Source organism: Amycolatopsis vastitatis, assembly GCF_002234595.1.
Taxonomy (GTDB): domain Bacteria; phylum Actinomycetota; class Actinomycetes; order Mycobacteriales; family Pseudonocardiaceae; genus Amycolatopsis; species Amycolatopsis vastitatis.
The window spans coordinates 31,553-49,983 of the sequence record NZ_NMUL01000047.1; the positions used below are offsets into that span (position 1 = coordinate 31,553).

The window sequence follows — 18,431 nt, forward strand, 5'->3', positions numbered from 1 at the left end:
TCGGCGGCCGATTCCGTGGTTGAATGGCGCCCGCGGAACAGCTAGGTCTGATCGCCACGACTGGTCACGCGACCCGCGTAGCAGAGCGTGCGTCTTATCGATTGAGCGTTTGAGACGCTTGCGCTCAGGAGGCCAGGCTCGCCTCTGGATGCTTCTCGCCTGGCAGGAAATCGTCACATGGGAGATCGAACAGGCAGTTTCGTGCCGCTCATGCAAGGGTGATCGCCGGAGGTGAGGCCAGGACTTGGGCACTCAATGAGGTCACCCGGGAGGGCCACCGTGTTCGTGCGCGACGGGCTGAATCTGGCCGTGGGCAGCACCTCAGCGCCGGCGAGTCCGCGCGCGTATAGTCGGCTATCAGGGCAAGGGGACGGGGCGGCCGATCTACCAGTTCACCTACAAAGGAAAGGAGTATCGGTTGAGCATTACGGTCGGGAGCAATGGGTTCATTGTCGGATCGAATCCGAAGGGTTCGTGGTGACGGTGGAGAGGACGATCAGGGTACTGGCGGACTACGATTGCTGGGCGTTGTGGGTTTTCGCACCGCCGAGGATGGAAAACGTTGATCCTGCCGATCCCGAGCTGGGGTTGAGTCCGGCTCTGGTGGGCGAGCTGAACCGCTGGGCGGACAAGTACACCGCGACCTTGAACCGTGACGACCCGAAAGCCTCCAGCTTTCTGTCCGGAGTAGAGAAGCGAGAGTTCGTCGCCTGGGGCCGTCGCTTGGCGGAAGAGGTGCGAGCCCAGGTGAGCCCCGGCTGGCGAGTCACGTACTTTGACAGCGGCCTCGGCCGTGACGTCGAAATCCAGGTTCCCGACTGAGTCCAGGTTCCGCGGATTCGTCCAAGGCTGCCTGAACTCGCTCGTGCCGTGCGGTCGGGACACGAGCGTTCCGCAGCCCGGTCAGCGACGCATCCAGGGCTGCCTGCCGGGGCGGCGTCGGAACAGTTGCCGGAGGGAGCAGCTCACGGGCTCGACCTCGCTGCGGCGTCGACATCTGGTGGCTTCTTCACTGCCACCGTGTCGTCGCCGGATGCTGCGCCCCGCGTTAGCGCGTGTCCGCAGCTCATCTTGAACGCGAACTTTCGTCAGTGGCCGTTCGTCACGTCGTGGATGAGCTGAGCGATCTCGGGAGCTGCGGCCACGTGCCGGACGTTCGGCTGGGTGATCGACTTGTCGTCGGATGCGAACGCCTGGTCCGGGTGCGATTTGGCGGCGGCGGTGACTGCGTCGTGCATGTCGCTGCCTGTGGTGATGATCAGGCGGCAATGGAGGGCGAGTACGCCGTTGAGGAAGGGCGCGATCGTGTCGGGTTGCCGGTTCGGGGCGATGAGGTGTTGGGCGTTCACCGGCTCGCGGTTGGTCTCCGCCTGGATTGCTTGCCAGATCTCGGGAACGTCGCCTGAGGAGGTACTGGCGAGGCAGATGCGAGCGTTGCGCGAGATGTTGGCGTACGCGACTGGCTGCGGAGCAGACTCACCGGGCCAGAGCAGAACGGTGGCCGCGACTCCGACGGCAGCCACCAGGACACCGAGGGCGGCCCAGTGCAGTCGTTTCACGATTTTCCCTTTCCGTTGACGGCTCTCCGGCGCAGCAACCAGCCGACAGCCACCGCCGTCACCACGACAATGGCGACCGCGGTCGCCGTCCAGGGCCATTGGGACGTTTTCGTATCGGTTGTGACGACAGGAAAGCCGGAGGCTGTCGTGGGTGACGAGGTCAAGGCCTTGAGCGGGTTCACGATGCCGAACCCGTAGTGGTCGTCATGGGTGGCGTCGCCGTGACGGTCGGCTGTGTCGATCAGTTGCCGGATCACTCGGCCTGCGGGCAGATCGGGCCATTTCGACCAGACCAGCGCGGCGGCTGCCGCGACGTAGGGCGCGGCGTAGCTGGTGCCGTCGCCGCGGAGGTATCCGCCGTGGTTGTTCGCGGACACGATGTCTGCGGCCGGCGCGGCCAGTGTCACTTGTGGGCCTGATTGGCTTTCCGGCCAGAAGTTGTTGCTGGAATCGACTCCGGTCACGGCGACAACGCCGGGGAAATATGCCGGATACGACGGAGGGTTTCCGTCGTGGCCACTGTTTCCGGTGGCTGCGACGACGATGTCTCCGCGGTCAAGAGCGTGTTCGACCGCCGATCGTACGTTCGGGTCGGGTACCGAGGTCGATTCGGAAATCGTGATGATCCGGGCGCCGTGGTCGACGGCGTAGATGATGCCTTCGGCGAGGGAAATCGGTTGTGTTTCGCCGTCGACCGTGACTCGCACGGGTAGGATCCTGGCATCTGGGGCCAGGCCGATCACGCCGGTTCCCGCGTTGTTTCTTCCGGACCCGGCGATGAGCGCGGCGATCGACGTTCCGTGCGAGTCCTGTGAATGGTCCGACTGGCCGGTGTCGCCGGCGACACCGGCGAAGCCGGTGCCCGCTAGGACTTGCCCGGCGAGGTCCGGGTGGTCAGCCTGGCAGCCGCTGTCGAGGACCGCGATGGTGGTCCCGTGACCTCGGGTCGTCGTCCATGCCTGTTCGGCGCGGAAGTGCTGGGTGTCCAGCGGCCATTCAGCCTGGCGCTCGCCGCCCGCCCATGCGGGCGTCGCGAGGATGAACATCATCCCGGCAAACAGGACGAGAAACAACTTTCTTCGCACCACTGAAGACCCTCCCGCTTCGGCGGTGCGAAGCATAACCGTTCGGGTACCTCAATGGACTAGTCCAAATCGGATCTTCGGGACAAGCCGGTTCCGCATATTGACTTTCTGATCCCGCGTGCCGGATTGTTGCCCTGCTGCGCCTCCGGAGGGGGAGTGCGCCCGATCCTGGGGACGTGGTGGGCGTGAGCCGCTGGCGTGTGCGATTTTCTGGAAGTGCCCAGAGAACTGTTAGTTGGTTTCTCGCGGTCGTACTGATCGTCGGGCTGGCCGAGTCGGCGGGCGTCGCCTCGGCGAGCGTGTCGACGCCGCACCAGGCTTCCGGAACTGCGGCCGGCAAGTCTCATCAGGCCCCTTCCGCGCTGTCCGCGAAGCAAAAAGGACGCCAGCCTGGAGCCACTCCAGGAGCCCCGGAAGCCGGTCCGAAGCTGCCTGCTGTGACCCCGCAGCTGTCGAACTCCGAACGGGCGATGCCCACGGCGGGGACCGCCGACGCGCGCACGCCGGCCCGGAAGCCGAAGCAACAGTCCGAAGTCGTCGCGGACCGAACTCCGACGACGAAAGTCTTCGCCAACGACGACGGCAGCTTCACCGCCCACGTCTACAGCACCCCGGTGCACTACCAGACGGCCACGGGGGCCTGGAACGACATCGACGCCACCCTGGTCCGCGGCGACGACGGTGCCTGGCACGAGAAAGCGAACTCACCGAGCGTTACCTTCGCCGCGACCGCCAACGCGCCAGAGCTGGTCTCCGTGCCACTGAGCGGCGGCGCGTCGATCGGATTCTCCCTGCAGGACACGGCATCCGCGGCCGGCCAGCCGTCCGGCAGCGCCATCACCTACCCGGCGGCCCTGCCGCACGCGGACCTCAAATACCAGGCGACCGCCGTCGGCGCCAAGGAAACCCTCGTCCTGCACGACGCATCCGCGCCGACCAGCTGGAGCTTCCCGCTGCACCTGACCGGCGTCACCGCGAAGCTCGGCGCTGATGGTCGCAGTGTCGAGTTCTCCGACGCGACGGGCCAGGTGGTCGACACGATCACCAACGGCTTCATGGAAGACGCCAAGATCGATCCGCGCTCGGGTGACGGCGCGATGTCCACCGGCGTCACCTACGCCTTGGACACCGTCGGCGGGCAGCAGGTGCTGCGGGTGAGCTTGGACCCGGTGTGGCTGCGGGACCCGGCCCGCGTCTTTCCGGTCGCGGTCGACCCGACGGTGTCCAATCTGAACACCACGTCCTCGACGTACGTGATGAGCCCCTACAAGAACAACTACAGCAGTGACGCCGAACTCAAGGTCGGGACGTTCAACGGCGGGGGCAACGTCGCCAACTCCTACCTGAACTTCAACGTCGGCGCCGCCCTCACCAACGACTACATCGAGGCTGTCACGCTGGACCTGGACGAAATCTGGTCCTACTCCTGCTCGCCCCGCCCGGTGTACGTCGCGCCGATCACCAGCGGCTGGTCGGTGTCGTCGATCAACCAGTACCCCGGCCTGTCCTACGGGGGAGTGATCGGGAGCAACAGCTTCGCCGGCGGCACCAGCTGCGGCGGCCCGGTGTGGCAGTCGATCGACCTCGGCGACAACCCTTCGGCCGCCGGCACCCAGCTCGTCGAAAGCTGGGCCCACGGTGGCGGAAACCTCGGCCTCGCCCTGTACGCCAGCGGCAGCGACAGCTACGCCTGGAAACGCTTCGACAGCGTCAATTCGCCGTATCCGCCGTACCTGTCCATCACCTACAGCTGGTTCGGCGCGGATTACCAGGTCGCCAACAGCTATGTCCAGCCGACCGGAACGGCCGCCGGTTCCCAGCAGGTCACCATGACCAACCGCAGCGCCGGGACCTGGAGCTCACCAGGCATCACGCTGTCCTACCAGCTCTACACCACCAACTGGCAGCGCGTGTCGGTGACCGCGCCGACGACCTCGCTGCCGCAGTCGGTCGGCCCCAACGGATCGATCACCGTCAACGCCGCCATCGGTGCCGTGACGCCAGGGCAGTACTACCTGTGCTGGGACATGCAGAACGGAACCACCTCGTTCAACAGTGCCTACGGGGTGCCGACGTCCACGTGCAGCTTGATCAACTCGGCCAACACGCCACCACAGATCGACTTCACCAATCCACCATCCAATGTGGTCGTCGGCTCACTGACCCCCCAGCTGATGGCGACCGGACACGACCCCGACAACTACCCGGCGAGCGGACTCGACTACGACTTCGTCGTCTACACACCGCCCGCCGCGGGAAGCACGGCTCCGACGACGCTGGCCGACTCCGGCTGGGTGCAGACGACCAACTGGAGCGTGCCCGCGAACAAACTGGGGTGGAACCAGTCCTATTCCTGGACCGTCACCGTCCGCGACCACCTCGGGCAGAGCGCGCCGTCGGTGCCCGCGTACTTCTCGACGGCCGTGCCGCAGCCACTGATCACCTCCCACCTCGGCACCGCGGCCGCCGGAACAGGCCACGATTTCGACGCCGGCGTCGGCGACTACACCAGTACCGCCACCGACGCGAACGTCGTCGTCGCCGGGCCGGCCCTGACGATCAAACGCTCGTACAACTCGCTCGACCCGAGAACCACCAGCATGTTCGGCAGCGGCTGGTCCACCGCCTACGACATGGCCGCCACACCGGACAACGATGGCTCCGGCAACGTCGTGGTGACCTACCCGGACGGCCGGACCCTGCGCTTCGGCCGCAACGCCGACGGCACGACCTTCGCGCCGCCGCAAGGCACCTACGCCACGTTCAGCCCGATCTCCGGCGGCGGCTACACCCTCACCGACCGAGGCGGAACGGTCTACAGCCTGAACCGGCAAGCCGCGACGAGTTGGAAGCTCACCACCATCGCCGACGCCGACGGCCGGACCGAAACCCTCGGATACGCCGCCGACGGCACCCTCACCACGATCACCAACACCGCAAGCAACCGCGCACTGCACCTGACCTGGAACGGACACCACGTCAGCCAAGTCACCACCGACCCGGTCGCCGGCGGAGGCGCAGCGCTGACCTGGACTTACAGCTACGACAGTGACGCTCTGGTCACGGCGTGCCCACCGACGTCGACCACGCAATGCACGACATACGGCTACACCAGCGGCACCGCGGAGGGCTCGCACTACCGATCGGCGGTCCTGGACGCCCAGCCCTTCGCGTACTGGCGGCTGAACTCCACCGACCAGGGAACCGTCGCCTCCGACGAAGTCACCGCGAACGTCGGAACCCAGAACGGCACCTTCTGTACCTCCTCCAGCGGGTTCGGGCACCACCCAGGCCCCGTCGCCGGCTCGCCCACCACCGGCGACTACTTCGGAGCGAACTGCAACGTACGGCTGCCGGACAACCTAGTCTCCTCCGCCACCTACCTCAGCGTGCAGTTGTGGTTCCAGACTCCGGCCAACGGACCGGCAGGCGTCCTCTTCTCCACCGGCCACAGCCCCATCGGCTCCGCCAACCCGAACTCAGGTGCGATGCCGGTGTTGTACATCGGCACCGACGGCAAGCTGTACGGGCAGTTCTGGACCGGCGCCGTCGCACCGATCGTCTCCGCAGGCAAAGTCAACGAAGGCGCCTGGCACCAGGTGACCCTGACCGGGCAAGGCACCACCCAATCGCTCTACCTCGACGGCGCGCTCGTCGGCACCAAGACCGGGCAGCTGGGCAACTACGACCCCGAAGACTTCCTTGGCGCCGGCTACGTGAACACCAACCCGTGGATCAACGCGCCCGCCGCCGGATGGAGCCAATTCACCGGCAACCTCGCCGAGGCCGCGTTCTACACCCACACCCTCGGCGCACCCGCCATCGCCCAGCAGTACGCCGCCGCAACTCAACCCGCCCGCGAACTCACGACCATCACGACCCCGAACAGCAAGGCCGCTGCGCGGGTCGACTACGACAACGTCGTCGACCGCGCCACTCACCTCACCGACCTCAACGGAGGCAACTGGACGATCGGTGTCCCGACATCGGCCGGCTCCAGCGCCCAGTACCACGGCGCCGTCCTGAATTCCTCGCCGATGGACTTCTGGCCGCTCGGAGAGTCCTCCGGTGTGCAAGCGGTGAACCTCATGGCGAGCAGCAACGCGCGCAACGACTGGAGCAACAACTCCCTCGCCGGCAACGGCTACGGCAGCTACAACAACGTAATACTGGGCCAGCCAGGGATGATCCCGGGCGCGCCGGACACTGCCGCGGGCTTTAACGGCACCAACTCCACCGTTGCCCTGCCCGGTCCTGGTGACCACTCCGGTCAGAACGTCGGCCTGTGGTTCAAGACCTCTACCGCCGGTGGCGGCGTACTGCTGTCCTGTCAATCCCAAGCCCCGGGAACCTCGGGCACACCGGCGGACGCACACCCACTGCTGTACGTCGGCAGCGACGGCAAGCTGTACGGCGAAAACTGGGACGGCATCTACACACCGATGAGCTCCACAGCATCGGTCGCCGACGGCAAATGGCACTTCGCTGTCCTCACCGACGAACAAGCTCTCTACCTCGACGGAACGCAGATAGCCGGCCGCAGCAACGGCTACGTCGGCTGCGACGCTTTCAATGACACCTACTACCTCGGCGCCGGTTACACCACCAGCAGCTGGCCCCACGCACCGACCAACCAGCAAGGCTTCTTCACCGGCTCGATCGCCAACGTCACCCGTTTCTATGACACGCCTTCCGCGACCACGGTCAAGGCTCTCTACGACGCCTCCCACGCCGCCGCGACCAGCACGACGCCCTACACGACGGTCAAGGTCACCGACCCCGGAGCGGCCACGTTGGCCACGGTCTACGACCCGAACGGCGGCGGACGGCGGATCTCGGCAACCGACGGCCTCGGAAACACCACCGCCTACACCTACGACACCAATGGATTCCCGTACCGCGTCACCGACCCCGACGGCGCCTACACCCTCACCACCCACGACGCCCGCGGCAACGTCCTGTCCGTCACGACCGGCGATCAGGACACCCAATATCAGCAGCGCACCAGGTACTACACCTACCCCGCGCCCGGCATGTACTCGAGCACCGACCCGCGCGACGACGAACCGACCGACTACCGCAACCCCGACTCCGCCGACCAGAACGACAACACCTACCGCACCGCCTACAGCTACTCGCCCGGCGGCCACCTGCTCAGCACCACCGACCCCGTCGGCGGAATCGTCACCACGTCCTACACCACCGGCACCGAGACCGCGATCGGCGGCGGCATCGAGCCGAAGGGACTCCCGGCCAGCCGCACCGACGCGGCCCACAACACCACGCGATACAGCTACACCAGCGCCGGCGACCTCGCCCAGACCGTTCTGCCAAGCGGCCTGACGACAACATTCGCCTACGACAACCTCGGCCGCCGGACCAGCAGCACCGACGTCTCCGACGCCTTCCCGACCGGCCTCACCACGGCCTACACCTACGACGGCAACAGCCGCCTCCTCACCCGGACCGACCCGGCCACCACCGACGCGATCACCGGGAAGAACCACACCGGCCGCACGAGCTGGACCTATGACCCCGACGGCGACCTGCTCACCACCACGAAGTCCGACTTGACCGGTGGCGACGCACCCCGCGCAGACGTCACCACCTACGACAGCCACGACCATCCCGCGACCCACACCGACCCGCTGAACCGGCAGACCTCCTACGGGTACGACGCCTACGGCAACCTCGCCGCCCGAACCGACCCGGCCGGCACCACGCTCGCCTTCGCCTACGACCCCAACGGACGACAAACCACCGCGACACTGCGGAACTGGAACGGTGATCCGACCAGCCCGTCAACACCCACGGATGTGGTGGTGGACTCGCGCGCCTACGACCCGGCCGGACTGCTCGCCACCGACACCGATGCGATGGGCCGCGAGCACACCTACACCTACAACGCCGCCGGGCAGGAAACCTCCGACATCCTGTTCGGGCCGGGCGACGGGTATTCGTTCCGGCTGGCCTACAGCTACGACTTCGCCGGTAACCTCACCGAGTCCGACCAAGGACCGATCCGCGACGACGCCCAGACATGGTTGAAGCTCGACGCGGCCGGCCGCGTGATCCAGACCGCGCTCAACGGCGACAGGGTCACCGACTACACCCGGGACACCGCCGGACGTATCAGCTCGCAGAAGCTCGCCAACGGCTCGGTCACCGAGCAAACCGACTTCACCTACGACACCTTCGGCAATCCGACCTCTCAAACCGTCCACAACGGAACAACGAACCTCACCACCACGTGGACCTACGACCAGCGGGGACTGTCCACATCGACGACCGACCCTCGCGGCACCGGCTATACGACCAACTACAGCCACGACGCGATGGGCCGGCTGACCACCACAGTCGCGCCGACCACGAATGTCGAAACCGGCGGCTCGGCACCGATGCCGGCCCGCCCGATCAGCCAGACCGGCTACGACACCTTCGGGGAGCCGACGGCGACATCGGATCCCGATGGCAACATCATCACCAACAGCTACGACGCCAACGGCGAACTGCTCGCCGTCTCCGCACCCGCGTACACCCCGCCGGGAGCGACCACCAGCATCACCCCGACCACGAGCCGGACCTACGACCCGGCCGGGAACGTCGCGACCACCACCGACCCGCTGAGCAACGTCACCACCAACACCTATGACCAGTTGGGCCGGCTGGTGCAGACGGCACTGCCTGCCGTCGGCGGTACGACACCGATCCGGCACTACGGCTACGACCTCGACGGAGAACTGCTCTCCTCGATGGACCCCACCGGTGCCCGTACCGAAGCGACGTACAACGCGCAAGGGGAGCAGCTGACCTCCACTGCCGTCGTCCGCCAGCCGGTCAACGCCGCCTATACGACCACGTACCACTACTACAACGAGGGCCGCACGCTGGGTGCCCCCACCGCAGTCATCCAGCCCGGAGGTCAACAAGAAAAATTCCAGTATGACAACGCCGGTGACGTGACCTCCGACACCGACGCCCTGCAGCACACCACCACCTACCGCTACGACGAGGCGGGCCGCCCCACCGGTACCACGTTGCCGGACGGCACGTCGACGACGCGCAGCTACGACCCGGCCGGTCGGCACACCGGTTCGGCCCAGCTGGACGCCGCCGGCCACACCCTGGCGACGACCAGCGCGACGTACGACACAGCGGGCAACCTGGCCAGCAGCACCGATCCCCTCAACGCGACGACCACCTACAGCCACGACGCCCACGGCCGGCTGACCCAGCGCGTCGACCCGGTCTCAGCCGGATCGACGATCACCACCAGCAACGGCTACGACGCCGCCGGGCACCTCACCCGCGCCACCGACGGCGCCGGCCACGCCACCACCTTCACCTACAACAGCCTCGGGCTGCTCGAGTCGAAGATCGCACCCCACGTCGCCGGCTACACCACCGCCGCCGACAGCACAACGACCCTGACCTACGACGGCGCCGGCCGGCCGACGGCAGTCTCGCTACCCGGCGGAGTCGGCACGTCCCTCACCTATGACGCGCTGGGCCGCGTCACCGCGGAGACCGGCACCGGCGCACAAGCCCCGACGCCCAACCGCACCTTCGGCTACGACGCCGCCGACCGGCTCACCTCCGTCGGCGCTCCCAGCGGCACCGAGACGTTCACCTACGACGACCGCGGCGACCTGCTCACCGGAGCCGGTCCCGCCGGCACCAGCAGCTTCAGCTACAACAGCAACGGACAGCTGGCCACCCGCACCGACCGGGCCGGCACCGCGACCTTCACCTACGACGCCGCCGGGCAACTGGCCACCGCCACCGAACCCCAGACCGGCACCACCGCCACCTACGGCTACAACACGATCGGGCAGGTCACCTCGATCGGGTACGGCACCTCGGCCGCCACCCAGACCAACACCTACAACGACCAGCACCAGCTCACCAGTCAAGCCCTGACCGCCCCCGGCGGCGCGAGCGAAGCCTCGATCACCTACGGCTACGACACCGAGGGCCGGACCACCAGCCGAACCACCACCGGCACCGCAGGCGCCGCCAGCACCACCTACGGGTACGACCAATCCGGCCGACTGACCGCCGCCACCAACGGCGGCACCACAACGACCTACGGCTACGACAGTGCCGGCAACCGCACCCAGGCCGGAACGGCAACGGCGACGTACAACGAACGCAACCAGCTGGTCAGCGCCGGATCCACCAGCTACAGCTACACCGCTCGCGGAACCCTCTCGTCGAAGACGTCCGGCGGGACGACGACCAGTTACGGCTACGACGCCTTCGGCCAGCTCGCAACCGACGGCACGAACAACTACAGCTACGACTCCCTCGGCCGCATGCTGACCAGCGGAGCCAACACCTTCAGCTACGACGGCACCACCAGCACCCTCACCGGCGACGGCACCGACGCCTACAGCCGCGGACCGGACGGTGAGCTGGTGTCGGTCAGCCGGGGCGGCCACGCCGCGCTCGCGTTCACCAACACCCACGGCGATCTCACCGCGACCTTCACCGCCGGCGGCACCTCCCTCGACGGTTCCACGGCGTTCGATCCGTACGGCCAGCCGACCGCGGTCTCGGGAAACAGCTACGACCTGGGCTACCAAGGTGGCTGGACCAGTCCCACCACCGGGTACGTCGCCACCGCGTCACGCTGGTACGACCCCACGACCGGAGACTTCACCAGCCAGGACACGCAGCTGTCACTCGGCGGACCGGCGGTCACCGGCAACGGCTACACCTACGGCGACGACGACCCGCTGGACAACCTCGACCCCACGGGCAACAGCTCCTGCGGCGGCCGCGCGAAGCCGAAACCCAAGCCCAAACCGCAGCGGCCGAAACAACGGGGCAAGGCCAAGTCCTCCACTGCTCCGGCGTCGTCAGCCTCCTACAGCTACGACGACGGGCACGAAGCCTGGGCCCTGTACGACCTCCAGTACCGTAACGCGCACCCTGACGTGCCTGAGCCCGTACCAAACGGGTACGACGAGTTCGGCGGCACGATCCCGTACTGGAACAACGGAACGCTGCTCCCGGGCCGCGGCGCTTTCGGGGCCAACCCGTTCGACGATCTTCTGGACCTCGTCTTCGGCGGTGGTCTCGTCCCGGAGTCGGGAGACAGCTGCGAGGAGCCCACCAAGCCGTCCCGGCCCACGGCCGAGCAGGGCATCAACGAGAAGCCGGTCAACGAACGACCGAGCGGGCAGAACACGTCCCCGACCCAGCCGGGTACGAAAAACGGTGACAGTGGCCCCGCCGTCGAACCGGTGAACACGGCAACCGCGGCTGAAGTCAATCCTGCGGCCGACCAGGCGCCGTTCGAAGGCGCCACCCAACCGGGTGGGGCGTCCTCGGAACCGGCGGCCGGCGGGAGCCGGATCAGCGACCTGAGCGACGACCACCAAGCGAGCATCCAGAACCTGAGAGACGCCGCCGACCGCGCCCGCGACGGAACGATCGACGACATCGAGCGGACTTTGACCGAGCCCGAATTCGATCAAATGGAGCGAGCGTTCGACAAGAAACAGTACTGGCGTGTGAAGCAGTTTTTCGGCAAATACATGGAAAAAGCCATCGCGCAGGACCGGTCAATCAATGATGACCAGAACATCACCCGACTCGGGAGGCCGTTCCGGGCAGAGCCGGATTTTCGGGTCGGGAAATTCAACATCGATATCACAACTGATACTGAATACTCCGAAAGGATCCATCTCAGGCGTGAGTACATTGACTCGAAGGAGAATCTGCTGACCTACCGGAGGCTGACCGTCCCGGAGATGATCGAACTATTCGGTGAGGCATGACGGACGCCAGGTATGCTTCGATCGTTCGCAACCGGCCCGACCTTGTGAGTGCACCAGATGACTCGAGTGACCTACGAAAACCAGGAGTTTCAGCACCTCCGGCTCGTCGACCGGCAGCGTACGCTTGCGGGTATCTCGGTCCGGGGCGGAGAGCTCTTCGACTGTGTGATCGTGCAGGTCGACGACCCGGCGTACCCCATCCGGATCGTCGACTCGGAGATCGCCGGGACGCGGCTGGTGAACAGTGCCGCGTTCGGCGTGCGGTTCGAGGACGTCACGGTGACCGACTGTCCCACCCCCGCAGATCCGGTCTTCTTGGACGGGTGCTTGTTCCGGCATCTCGTTCTGCGTGGGCGGCTGGGCTCGTGGCTCTTCCGTGAAATGCCGAAGTCGATCCCCGACGACCTCCGGAAAGCTTTCGCCGAAGCCGAACAGCGGTTCTACGCGGAGGGCGAGTACGCGTTGGACATCACCGAGGCGGTGTTCGAATCCGCGTCGATGTTCTCCTTGCCCGGAGACCTCGTCCGGCGCGATCCGGAGACGCAGTTCCTGGTCCGCAAGGAACGATTGGCAGGGGCGGACCTCTCGATGTTGCCGCGAGCCACGCAGCGTCGGCTCAAACGTGCGGCCCGCAGCCCCTTCGACTCCACTGTCCTCGTCGTCGGCCGGGACGAGCCGGACTTCAAGGAAAGCCTGGCGAGCCACCGGCAGCTGGTCGACCTGGGTATCGCCGAGGCTTGAGGACGAAGGGCAAGGTTACGGTGCTATACACGTACTTCGCGGCGCAAGGAGACCGAGAAGCGGCGACGACCGCTGCCGGCATCGACGCCGAACTCGCCGGGGTGGTGGTCAAGGGAGTCGATCCGCTGGACGAACTCGTACGACTCGAATCAGTTCTGACGGGGCGCTCCCTTGAGGAGATCCGATCCGACCCGAGGCACGGCTGGGTGGTCGCAGAGTTCGACGAGGGCGACTGCGTCGTTCTGTCGTTGACTGACTCGCTGACGAGGGCTCTCGCGTCAACGGAGCCGGACGTCCTGCGGCGGACGGTGTCGAATGCCGCCGGCGCGGGCGGTTCCCTCAGCATCGTCGCCGATCGGCCGGCGCTGACGGACTTCACGGCGGCGCTGGCAGCGCTGGCTCGTCGCGGCGTCTCGGATGGTCACAAACTGTACTGTCGAATCGCACCTTGAGACTTCTCCCGCCGTTGGCCGTGTCGCGGTTTAGCCGGCGGGTACTCGTGCCGCCCTGCATCGGTGGTGGGTGGGAATCCGTGCTCTACGGGCAACGTGTTAGGAGACATCGACATGGTTGACCGCCAAGGGCGCTCAGAGTTGCACTACTGTGCGATCGAGGGCACCGCTGAGCAGGCCCGCGCACTCTTGGCGGCAGGGCAGGACCCGAACCTCGCGGACCGTGACGGCTTCGCGCCGCTCCATGCGGCGGCGCAGCAGGGTAATCTGGCGGTCGCCGAGGTGCTGCTTGAGGCTGGGGCAATCGTTGATGCGGTCAACAAATACGGAAACACGCCGCTGTTCGTTGCAGTCTTCAATTCGAGGGGGCGCGGTGATGTCATTCAGATACTTCGCCAACGCGGAGCCGATCCACGCAGGGCGAATGCCTCAGGTCAGACTCCTGTTGGGCTTGCTCGACTCATTGCCAACTATGAAGTAAGGCAATTCTTTGATGACCTCGAGTAGGTTTCAACTCGCATTGTCGTGGCTCGAGTCTCCGGTGCACCACCGGATAAAATTCAGGTGGCGAATCGGAGATTCCGCACCGTAAAGACGGTCGCCGCGGTTCCGTCGATCAGAGGCGGTCAGAAGGTTGCGAGGCTCGGCCGCCATTCGCGGCGGAACCGGGACCTTCGTGGGCGAAGTTTGATTTCGAAACGGCCACTGACTTCAACAGCAGCGCGTTCGCCGCGCGCACAGTGTGCCACGCGACACCGTCACTAAGCTATGCGCTCACCTCGGCGAGGATCACGCGGGCCAGAACCGGCGGGATCGCGTTGCCGATCTGCTGGAACGCCTTGGTCCAGACGCCCTGCCACGGGTAGTCCGCCGGGAAGGTCTGGAGGGCGGCGGCCTCCTCGGCGGTGACGCGGACCGGCTCCGAGTCGACCCCGCCGTCCTGGGGCCAACGGAGCCAGCTCCGGGCCTTCTCGGTGACGGTGAAGCTCGGCTGGTCGGTGCCACGGAGGTCGCGGGCGCGGTACTCGGTGCCGTTGATCGTGCTGGCCCGGGCCGCCCGGGTCGACGAGCCGCGGGAAGCCGACGAGCCCGGCGGGCCTGCCGAGCGCCTCGGCGATCGAGACCCTGGGCAGGAGGGCCGGCCCGCCGTCGGCCTGTATAACGTCCTTCACGATGGGGCGGTATGTCAGCACCGGGAACGCGCCGGTGCGGGAGCGCTTCGCCACGAGGAGCGCGCGGGAACGGGTCTGGGAACGGCGAACTCCCCGGTGGAGAGGGGTCCGGTGTCCACGGGGGTAGCCCTCGCGGCGTACTACGTCGGCGACGGCTTCCCAGACCGGTCACGCCTGTCCGCAGACTGGAATGCCAACGCGCGAAAAGGGCGTCGACACATGCAGCGGAGAATCCGCTGCGAGGGCCAGTCGGTAAACCATGACACTTCCGCAGCCAGGGCCAGAACGGCGCCGTCGAGGCCACCATCCTGAACGGTCTCGCGGAGCTGCTGTCAGGTCACCGGTGCGGCTGAGTGAACCACCTTGTAGCGAGCGACGTCGCAATCGTGCTGCCGTCACTGATAGGCGTAGGGTGACCGCGCAACGCGGCGGATTCCAGCAAGCTTCACGGCGACATGCCAGCGGCCAAGACCCATCCCACGGGATGAGCACCTCGCCTCGGATCACTCGTCCGGGTGAAACTCTGCGCGCAAATGTGCCTGCCTGTATCGTCGTCGCGACGGTGAGCCAGTCATGGCCGCAAGGGGAGGACCGTTGGCGTTCAGTCTTGACCGCGTCGTGCTCGCGCAGCTCGACATGCCCGATGTTGCCGCGGTGGACGCGCGGCTGAACGAGCTACTGCAGCCCGGAGGCGAACGAGTCGAGCCCGCCGCCGAATACGAAGCCCGCGACGCCAGCGGCACCATCAGGGTCGTGGTCGACGCCCACCGCAAGCTGGTCGACGTCGGCATCCAGCCCAGCTGGGAAGCCCGGATTCCGGCCGCCCAGCTCGCGGGGGTGCTGTTCCAGACCTACGTCACGGCCATTCAGCGTGCCATGGTCGTCGAACTGGCCAACACCAGACAGCCGGCCGTCGCTCACGCTGCAGAAGGTCTTCCCCTCCTTGACGAATCCCTGCCGCAGGAGGAGTGGATGGCGGCGGTCCGGGCGCGGGTGGACGCCGTCGACGCGCTGCTGGCGGACATCCATCGACTCGATGCGTCCCGGACGCCGCCCGCTGGCGGTGAGGTCGGGAGCCCGCGGGGCTTCTTCGTGCTGCACCTGCGTGGCGGCAGCCCCGCAGGTCTGACGGGCTCGGTCGACGTGTTGCCGAGCGCCGGGGCGGACCGGCTCCGGCCGGACGTCCTCGAGGTTTTCGCGTCCGCCGGTCTGGCGGCACCTGCCGCTCCGGCGTCGCGCTCGACCCGGCGTCCGCCGGAAGACGACGAGGATGTTTTCGAGTTCCGGTACGACGTGTAGGGGGTGGACAGGTGGTTGGCTACAAGGTGATCACCTCGGCGGTGCGGGCCGAGGGCACGAAATGGCGGGGTTTCGCCGATACCGTCGGCAGGGTGAACCCGGTCGTGCGGAACGCGACGCTGGGGCCGATGGCGTTTTTCGTCGGTGATCCGCTCACGTTGGCCACGGAATCGTTCAACGCGTCACTGTTGAGCGATACCTACGAATCCCTGCGCTCCTATGTGGAAACCGCCCTGGACGGCGCGGTGGTGGAGTTCGATCAGATCGACGACGCGTTGCAGAAGACGGCCCAGCTGTACGACCTGGCCGAGGAAGTCACCGAAATCGACCTGAAGACGATCTACGGAACGGCACCCCGGTAGCCATGACCACCCCCGCGGGCCCCGAGACCTACACCGGCCCCCTCGACGAGATGTTCGCCACGATCGAGCGTGAAATCCGCACGATCATCGACAAGTACAACGCCGCGGTCGATCACATCAACGACTGGAAATACGTCCTCGGCCCGGCCTTGATCTGGATCTCCGACGCGCTCAACACCGTCCGGGACGGCTTGGACAAGGTCGTGAAGCTGGTGAAGTATGCCGTCGAACACCACATGCCGGTCGTGTCGCTGATCGTGCAGAGCTTCAACTGGCAGGACCACGTCCAGAAGGACGTCTCGGCCATGGTGGGCTCGGTGGAAGCTCCCGCCGACCCGAATCTCGCGTACTGGGAGGGTGCGGCCGCGACCGAGTACCGGAACCGGGCCAAGGTCCAGCGTGACGCGGTGGAGGCGATCGGTGGCCAGGGTGGGAAGGCGGATGCGATCAGCGGCTGGCTGATGAAGATCGCCCAGCTCAACGTCGAGTTCATGACCGGCCTGGCCAAGATCATTGCCGACTTTCTCGGTGCGTTGGTGACTGCCGCGCTCGAAGGTGCCACCGTGGTCGAGATCCCCTTCGCGGTCAAGGACCTCGCGGGTGCGATCGGCGGGCTGGTCACCGGGGGGATCAACCGGCTGGCCGAGATCGCCACGAGGCTGATGGGCACCCTGGCCAGTGTCCGGGACGCCAAGGGGCTGATGAACGACCCCCGGCTGCCCGGCGGCAAGTGGCCACAGGCGGTCAACCTGTGACCCGGGAGGCACAGTCGTGAACGCACCAGCTCCCCAGGGCTTCCCGCCGTACCCCTACGGAGTGCCTCGACCTCCGAAGCGTGGCCTCGCGGTCGGCTGGATCATCGCGATCGTCGCTCTCGGGATGGTCGTCGTGGTCGGTGCCGCCGTGGGAGTGTTCGCGCTGCTGAACCGGGGCAGCGGCTACGACGCGGTCGAGGGCAAGTACGGGGCTGGCCCGCTGGCCAGTTGCGACGACTTCGCGGCCCGCGTGGGGAACTTGCCGCCGAAGAGGTCCGACATGCCGCTGCAGGGCAGCAAGGGCTGGCTGTGCACCTTCACCGACGAGGCGAGCACGGTGACGGTCCACTTGGACGTGGAGGTGACCAACGCGGCACGGCAGCGCAGCGGATTCGACACCATGACCGCGTCGGCCGGCTATGTGGTGGACCCGGCAGTACACCTGGGGGAGCGCGCCGCGTGGGGATCGATCGCCACCGGCAGGTCGTGTGACCTGATCGTGCTGGACAGCAACGCCACGTTCAAGGTCGGGCTCGACGACGGGAACGCCGCCAGGGATGCCACGCAGGCCTGCAAGGACCGGGTGAAGGTCATCGCGGAGGCGCTCTACGACGTGATGCAACCGCGGTGAGACCCTGTCGGGGCCGACTACTTCGACAGCGCAACATGATGCTGATGTCATGTGTCGATGGCTTGCCGTGCCCGTGTCGGTCAGCGGCGTACGTGAGAAGTAGGAACGCAGTCGACCGTTCGACGTGATCAGCTCAGGAGACGACGGACAACTGGGCGGGCATACAATTTCCTGATCACACCGCTCGTCGGAGAAGACGGAGAAGTCGACCGACTGGCGGCCTCCAGCGTCTTCGTGAGCTGGTAGACGGTGTCGAGTGCTGCGCGGCCCGCGCCCTTCCCTGCCGCGGAGAAGGTCTGGCAGGGCGGGGACGCGATGAAGCCGGGGACGCGGTCGAAGTCGAGCGGGTGGAAGTCGCGGACGTCGCCCTCGACCGTGAGGAGCCCGGCCGCTCGGCGGGTCATGCACGCGGCGGCGTCCCATTCGACGCCGAGCGCGTTGAGGCCGAGCTGCCGGGCTGCTACGTCCCATCCTCCGGCGCCGCCGAAGACGTCGGTGGCGTGGGGGTCTTCGCTGTGAAAGTCAGGCATTCCTGGGAGGTCTGCGAGACTTCCCGGGAATGCTCAGGCGATCTCCGGCTAGCTCGGCGA

General features: G+C 66.7%; 13 protein-coding genes. 9 read left to right on the forward strand and 4 right to left on the reverse strand.

Going from position 1 to position 18,431, the window contains the following annotated elements:
- Positions 1-279 precede the first annotated feature (279 nt).
- On the forward strand, positions 280-822 hold the full coding sequence (locus CF165_RS50530; RefSeq protein WP_143268749.1) for an immunity protein CdiI family protein: 543 nt from the start codon (positions 280-282) through the stop codon (positions 820-822).
- 266 nt (positions 823-1,088) lie between these two features.
- Here the strand turns inward: CF165_RS50530 and CF165_RS38445 are convergent, their stop codons facing one another.
- Positions 1,089-1,559 carry a hypothetical protein gene (locus CF165_RS38445; protein ID WP_093952519.1) on the reverse strand — a complete coding sequence of 157 codons (471 nt, stop codon included), beginning with the start codon at positions 1,557-1,559 and terminating at the stop codon, positions 1,089-1,091.
- Positions 1,556-2,680 (reverse strand): S8 family serine peptidase, encoded by a 1,125-nt coding sequence (locus CF165_RS38450; protein ID WP_093952520.1) that lies wholly within the window; start codon positions 2,678-2,680, stop codon positions 1,556-1,558. The genes CF165_RS38445 and CF165_RS38450 overlap by 4 nt, the downstream gene beginning before the upstream one ends.
- A 401-nt stretch (positions 2,681-3,081) precedes the next feature.
- On the opposite strand from CF165_RS38450, the gene CF165_RS38455 reads away from it, so the two are divergent.
- The 4 genes from CF165_RS38455 to CF165_RS38470 all read left to right on the forward strand — a co-directional run bounded on the left by CF165_RS38455 (position 3,082) and on the right by CF165_RS38470 (position 14,129).
- Positions 3,082-12,429 (forward strand): LamG-like jellyroll fold domain-containing protein, encoded by a 9,348-nt coding sequence (locus CF165_RS38455; protein WP_093952521.1) that lies wholly within the window; start codon positions 3,082-3,084, stop codon positions 12,427-12,429.
- 57 nt (positions 12,430-12,486) lie between these two features.
- Complete coding sequence (locus tag CF165_RS38460) at positions 12,487-13,170, forward strand: hypothetical protein (protein WP_158226878.1); 684 nt, start codon at positions 12,487-12,489, stop codon at positions 13,168-13,170.
- Positions 13,167-13,622, forward strand: coding sequence for a hypothetical protein (locus CF165_RS38465; RefSeq protein ID WP_143268750.1), 456 nt, complete (start codon positions 13,167-13,169; stop codon positions 13,620-13,622). Before CF165_RS38460 ends, CF165_RS38465 begins: the two co-directional genes overlap by 4 nt.
- A gap of 114 nt (positions 13,623-13,736) precedes the next feature.
- Positions 13,737-14,129, forward strand: coding sequence for an ankyrin repeat domain-containing protein (locus tag CF165_RS38470; RefSeq protein WP_093952524.1), 393 nt, complete (start codon positions 13,737-13,739; stop codon positions 14,127-14,129).
- Positions 14,130-14,388: 259 nt separating this feature from the next.
- Here the strand turns inward: CF165_RS38470 and CF165_RS53875 are convergent, their stop codons facing one another.
- The gene (locus CF165_RS53875; protein WP_143268767.1) at positions 14,389-14,661 is read right to left on the reverse strand and encodes a DNA cytosine methyltransferase; all 273 of its coding nucleotides are present in this window, start codon (positions 14,659-14,661) and stop codon (positions 14,389-14,391) included.
- 727 nt (positions 14,662-15,388) lie between these two features.
- Here CF165_RS53875 and CF165_RS38475 point away from each other — a divergent pair.
- The 4 genes from CF165_RS38475 to CF165_RS38490 all read left to right on the forward strand — a co-directional run bounded on the left by CF165_RS38475 (position 15,389) and on the right by CF165_RS38490 (position 17,841).
- Positions 15,389-16,093: a hypothetical protein gene (locus CF165_RS38475; RefSeq protein ID WP_143268751.1), complete on the forward strand. Its 705-nt coding sequence runs from the start codon at positions 15,389-15,391 to the stop codon at positions 16,091-16,093.
- A gap of 26 nt (positions 16,094-16,119) precedes the next feature.
- Positions 16,120-16,455: a hypothetical protein gene (locus CF165_RS38480; protein ID WP_143268753.1), complete on the forward strand. Its 336-nt coding sequence runs from the start codon at positions 16,120-16,122 to the stop codon at positions 16,453-16,455.
- 2 nt (positions 16,456-16,457) lie between these two features.
- Positions 16,458-17,210, forward strand: a complete 753-nt coding sequence (locus CF165_RS38485) for a hypothetical protein (RefSeq protein WP_093952527.1) — start codon at positions 16,458-16,460, stop codon at positions 17,208-17,210.
- Between the two features lie 61 nt (positions 17,211-17,271).
- Entirely contained in the window at positions 17,272-17,841 is a 570-nt protein-coding gene (locus CF165_RS38490; protein WP_093952528.1) for a hypothetical protein, read from the forward strand.
- A 128-nt stretch (positions 17,842-17,969) separates the two neighbouring features.
- Here CF165_RS38490 and CF165_RS38495 read toward each other — a convergent pair whose 3' ends face one another.
- Positions 17,970-18,371, reverse strand: coding sequence for a DNA cytosine methyltransferase (locus CF165_RS38495; RefSeq protein ID WP_093952529.1), 402 nt, complete (start codon positions 18,369-18,371; stop codon positions 17,970-17,972).
- Positions 18,372-18,431: the final 60 nt, after the last annotated feature.

Excerpts from the sequence above, each read along its gene's own strand:
- CF165_RS38450 (WP_093952520.1), bottom strand. The coding sequence starts at position 2,680 with ATGCTTCGCACCGCCGAAGCGGGAGGGTCTTCAGTGGTGCGAAGAAAG.
- CF165_RS38460 (WP_158226878.1), top strand. The coding sequence starts at position 12,487 with ATGACTCGAGTGACCTACGAAAACCAGGAGTTTCAGCACCTCCGGCTC.
- CF165_RS38470 (WP_093952524.1), top strand. The coding sequence starts at position 13,737 with ATGGTTGACCGCCAAGGGCGCTCAGAGTTGCACTACTGTGCGATCGAG.
- CF165_RS38485 (WP_093952527.1), top strand. The coding sequence starts at position 16,458 with ATGACCACCCCCGCGGGCCCCGAGACCTACACCGGCCCCCTCGACGAG.
- CF165_RS38495 (WP_093952529.1), bottom strand. The coding sequence starts at position 18,371 with ATGCCTGACTTTCACAGCGAAGACCCCCACGCCACCGACGTCTTCGGC.